This window comes from Anaerolineales bacterium, assembly GCA_022866145.1.
Lineage (GTDB): Bacteria > Chloroflexota > Anaerolineae > Anaerolineales > E44-bin32 > PFL42.
This window is the reverse complement of sequence record JALHUE010000392.1, coordinates 1-4,449: the sequence shown is the minus strand read 5'-3', so window position 1 is coordinate 4,449 and position 4,449 is coordinate 1. Positions and strand designations below refer to the sequence as shown.

5 protein-coding genes are annotated in these 4,449 nt (G+C 68.4%); 1 reads left to right on the top strand and 4 read right to left on the bottom strand.

The genetic code is table 11. The features are described 5' to 3' along the window. Positions 1-223 (top strand): formate--tetrahydrofolate ligase (locus MUO23_11905; protein MCJ7513661.1); only part of this gene is annotated, 223 nt, incomplete at its 5' end. 415 nt (positions 224-638) lie between these two features. Here MUO23_11905 and MUO23_11900 read toward each other — a convergent pair. From MUO23_11900 to MUO23_11885, 4 genes are all read right to left on the bottom strand, one after another. Continuing rightward, positions 639-1,436, bottom strand: coding sequence for a methyltransferase domain-containing protein (locus tag MUO23_11900; protein ID MCJ7513660.1), 798 nt, complete (start codon positions 1,434-1,436; stop codon positions 639-641). A gap of 53 nt (positions 1,437-1,489) precedes the next feature. Then, positions 1,490-2,650 (bottom strand): radical SAM protein, encoded by a 1,161-nt coding sequence (locus tag MUO23_11895; GenBank protein MCJ7513659.1) that lies wholly within the window; start codon positions 2,648-2,650, stop codon positions 1,490-1,492. A 126-nt stretch (positions 2,651-2,776) separates the two neighbouring features. Then, a complete protein-coding gene (locus tag MUO23_11890; GenBank protein ID MCJ7513658.1) occupies positions 2,777-4,144 on the bottom strand; it encodes a radical SAM protein in 1,368 nt (455 codons plus the stop codon). Next, on the bottom strand, positions 4,141-4,449 hold a 309-nt coding region (locus MUO23_11885; GenBank protein ID MCJ7513657.1), incomplete at its 5' end, for a hypothetical protein. The genes MUO23_11885 and MUO23_11890, both read right to left, overlap by 4 nt.

Sequence of the window (4,449 nt, the reverse complement as noted above, 5' to 3'; positions counted from 1 at the left end):
GAACATGGCCAAGACCCACTTGAGCCTGAGCCACGACCCGAGCCTCAAGGGCGTCCCCAAGGGGTTCAAGGTCCCGGTCCGGGACATCCGGGCCTCCGTCGGGGCTGGCTTCCTCTATCCGCTGCTGGGCGAGATGCGCACCATGCCCGGCCTGCCGACCCGGCCCGTGTTCTACGATGTAGACGTGGATCTGAAGACCGGGAGGGTTGTCGGCCTGTTCTAGCCCAGGCGCTTGACCCCGGCCGCGGCTTGAGCATGGCTATCGAGGGGGTCAGGGCTGCGCCCTGGCCCCCTGTGCTATTTCCCTTCGTGGGGGCCAGGACCTGGAGTCCCGGGACTGCACCCCTGGCTTGGGGCAGCAGAGGCGCGGGGTGAGGCTGGGTCGGGGGCCGGTCGCCAAGGAATTCGACGCCGGAGCGGGCAGAGATGAACGGGAAGGTTTGCCCCGGTTGCTGGCAGTCCCAGTGCGCATAGCCATGCACTTGGGCAATGATCTCGGTGCCACGGGACAGGCCCTTCCGGCCGACTCTGCAGCACGGCCAATCGGTAGCAGGCGTTCATCGTGGCGGCCGAGGAAGATGCGCCCTGGGCTTGGGGGCACGGCGGCCAAGCGTTGAGCCGTCGAGGGGCTGGGTCGATCAGCCTGGCAGTGGGACTCGGCCGTGGGCGTAGAAGGTCGGGACATAGAGGATGCGTGACCGATCCGCCCTCGCCGAACGATCAGCGGCCTCCAGGTGCGGGATCAGCGTCTCCTCGGCGGTACCGGCCAGGTCCGCCCGCAGCGTGTCCCATTCGAGCGAGTTTGGCTCGAGGTCATGGTCTGCCGCCCATTCACCACCCAGCACGCCGGCGGTGACCTGCTGCAGGCCGGCACGGGTCAGCAAGCCCAGCAGCCTGCGGCCTGTCATCGGCTGCGCACCCTGACGGCGCAGCGCCTGGGCCTGCAGCCGGCCAATCGGCTCCAGGACTTCCGGGTAGTCGATGCGCCCGCCGTAGTCCGGCTCAGCCAGACAGGCGACCCACCCGCCGGGCGCGGTCACTCGCCTCATCTCCTCCAACATGCGCTCGGGGTCGCGCATCCACAGCACGACAAAGTGGCACAGGCATGCGTCGAAGGCGGCGTCACGGAAAGGCATGCGAAGTGCGTCTCCCGTGACGAAGCGAACCTGGGGCGCGTACCTGGCGGCGAACACGTTCGAGCCCTGGTCGATTTCCAGACCGAAAACCGATCCCAGGCCGCGCCCGACAAGATCGGAGGTGATCACCCCGGTTCCGGATCCCACTTCCAACAGCCGCGCCGGGGTGGGGAGCGAAGCCCCGCGCAACAGTGCGCTCCGCAGGTCTGCCGTCCAACGGGCCTGCTGCCGATAGCGGGCATGCCAGAAGGCCGCCCCGGGATTGACTGCTTGCGACCCGCCAGGATGCGCGCCTGTCATCGTCGGGGCCGATCTGCCAACCGGCGCAGGCTGTGCAGCGTGCGCCGGAGGGATCAGGCCGCGGCCTGCTGGGCGCGGTCCCAGATAACTCCCCACTCGTCGGACGTCAGGTTGCCCAGCACGTCGCGGGCGTCGCGGGAGAGCAGCACATCGCCATCGGGTTCAACATACAGCCAGCTGCAACCGGTGGACCCAGCGGGCTGCTCCACCTCGAAGGCGATCGGGTTCGACTCGGAGAACGGGACAGGCAAATCCCACACCAGATTCAGGCCGGCCGCGGCCACCTGATCGCGGGCTTCCAGCATCGACCCCTCGGTGCCTGCGCCGGCGGAGGAAGACAGGGAGACTGCGTTGACGCCCATCTGCCGCAGCTCGGCGAGCCAATCGGGGAGGGCTTGAGAGTCCGTCGGGCGAAGTGTCAGGTGCGCCGTGGTGAACACGTCGGAGGCCGAGGCATTACGCAGTCCCAGCGTGCTGTCGGCGTCCGCCGGCTGCCAGGTGATCATCAGGTGGTCGAGGCCGGCATTCGACAACGTCATCAGGTAATCCATGTCCGCCAGGCGAGTGCCGGCGGTGACGACGCCTGCCACCATCCCCAGCTGTTCTGCATGGGCGATCAACTCCGCCAGGTCGGCCCGACGGCAGGGCTCTCCACCGGTGAACGCGACGTGCGGGATGCCGGCGTTCCAGGCGATTTCCAGGGCTCGCTTCCACTCCTCCGTCGAGAGCTCGCGGCTCGCCCTCACAGGGGTGCGGGGGTCTGGCCGGCCATCCGGGTCCTGGGCGTAGGTCAGTGCCACGTCGAGGCGGTACGGCGCCGATGCCGGCGGGATGCCCGGCTCGGCCCGAGCCATCCCCAAGTACACGACCGGATCGAGGTCGGGCGTGGTGACGACCCCTTCCACTTGCCGACGCAGAGCCTGCTGGTCGTGCAGGGCCTTGCGCCAGCCCACCCGGTACCTCCGCTGGACGAAGCGCGCGGCCTGACCGTCGCTGTCACCCAGGACATAGCGGTAGGCATGGGCGGCGGCAGTCTCGTTCAGGTGCAGAACGCACGACGCATTGACGATCATCAGCCCGGCGCCGTCGGCCTGGATACGAAGGTGCAATCGGATCGGCTGGGAACCTGGCAGCATGGCCTGGCGGGCGTACAGCCCGGCCGGGATCGGCTCGATCGGTCTTGCGGGAAACAGTCGGTCCAGCACAGAATTCATCGTTGACTTCCTCCAGCAGACCGTGCGCGGGGTGCGGAGGCGCTTCGCCCGCGGTTGACGATCAGCGGCGGGCCTCCGGGGCAGGGTGCAAGGGCTGCAGCGACTGGCACCTCATTCATGCTCAGGCTAGGCCGGGACCGGGACTGCCGCCGCTGCGGCCAGATCGGGCGTCAGATGGCGCAGGCTGAGCGGGCATCCCCCACCACACTCCCCGAGCACCGGGCAGCTGGTACACGCCTCGGGGACGTATCGTCGTTCACGCAGCCACACCGAGAGCGGGTGGCCCCAGATGGACTCCCAGGAATCCTGCAGAATGTTGCCGACTGGCTCATAGTAGGACTGGCAAGGAATGACCGCGCCGTCCGGTTCCACGCACAGGTTGTACCGGGCCGCCGTGCATCCTTTGACCCCCAATTCCATCTGTACAGGGTCGAAATGGCAGTACTGCGTCGGCGAATACCAGATCAGCTTCTGCCGGTGCAGTTCGGTGCGCTGACGAACCAGAGGCAGCAGCGAGGTCAGCGCCGATTCGTCCAGGCCGGCGCCCACCTGTGTCCCCTTGCCCGAGTAGATCAGGGCGTTGCATCCTACGGTAGGCACGCCAAGGCCTGCCAGGAAATCGATGGTTTCTAGGATCGAGCCGGCGTTGGCTTGCAGGAGGGTCGTGTTCGTCATCAGGTAGATGCCGCTGGCGAGGGCGTTCCGAATCCCGGCGACAGTCTCGGCCCAGGCGCCCTGGGCACGGACCATCCGGTCATGGATCTCGGGGCGGTGGGATTCGAGGGTGATCTGCACGTGATCGAGTCCCGCCTGGGCCAGCCGGGTCGTGAATCCTCGGTCGGCCAGCCGGCGGCCATTCGACAGCAGGCCGACCACCAGCCCCTCGGTCTGGGCGGCCGCCACCAACTCCGGCAGATCATCGCGCAGCGAGGCCTCTCCGCCCGTGAAGCATACGTGGGGGATCCCGATCTTCCGGATGCGCCGCAGGATCTCGATCCACTCCCCCGTGCCAAGTTCAGGGTAGTTGCGCGGCCGGCCGTTGTAGCAGTGGGCGCAGTTGGCATTGCAGCGGTAGGTGATCGCCAGATCCATGCGGTAGGGTGCGCTGAGGGCGGTCTGGAAGGGTGCCAGGATGTCCAGATCAAGGTCGTGCACAGGGCAGGCGCCGTCTGGCCGGCAGAGCACATCCAGTTGAGCAGCCACCGACTTGAAATCTGCCCGGGCGACTCCCTGCGAGACGCGGAAGCGATGGCGCAGCCCATCCACCGCCTGCGCCTCCGAGTGTCCTTCGAGCACATGCCATGCCAGGAGGGCTGCCGTGGGGTTCATGTGGAGGGTGCGATCGGCGTTGACCATCAGCAGGCCTCGGCCGTCGGGCTCAAGCCGCAGATGAAGGCGGGCGCGTTCGGTGTCGCGCTCCCGGAGGTAGGCGTGCAGCCCGGCGGCAGGCTGCTCAGGCGCCGCAAGGCGCGGCGACCAGCGCCGAAGCCTCACCGCCCACCGCCGGCGCAGGCGCAGGCGCACCCGGCGCAGGCACAAGCACAGGCGCAGCCTCCGCCGCCTCCACCCCCGCGGCTGCTGGCTGAGCGTGAGGGCGGCGGAGGTGGGTTGGTCGTCTGGGTGACGCGCCCGGTGAATGACTGCACGTTGGAGACCAGTCCGCCAGCGACAGTCTGCACGCTGTTGACCATGGAGGCTGCGAAATCAGAGCCGGGCAGGTGCGGCAGGGAGGTGGAGCCCCGCGGCCCCGAGACCGGGCGCGCGCTCACGCCCCCACCGCCGCCGCCGGAGGCCGTGCT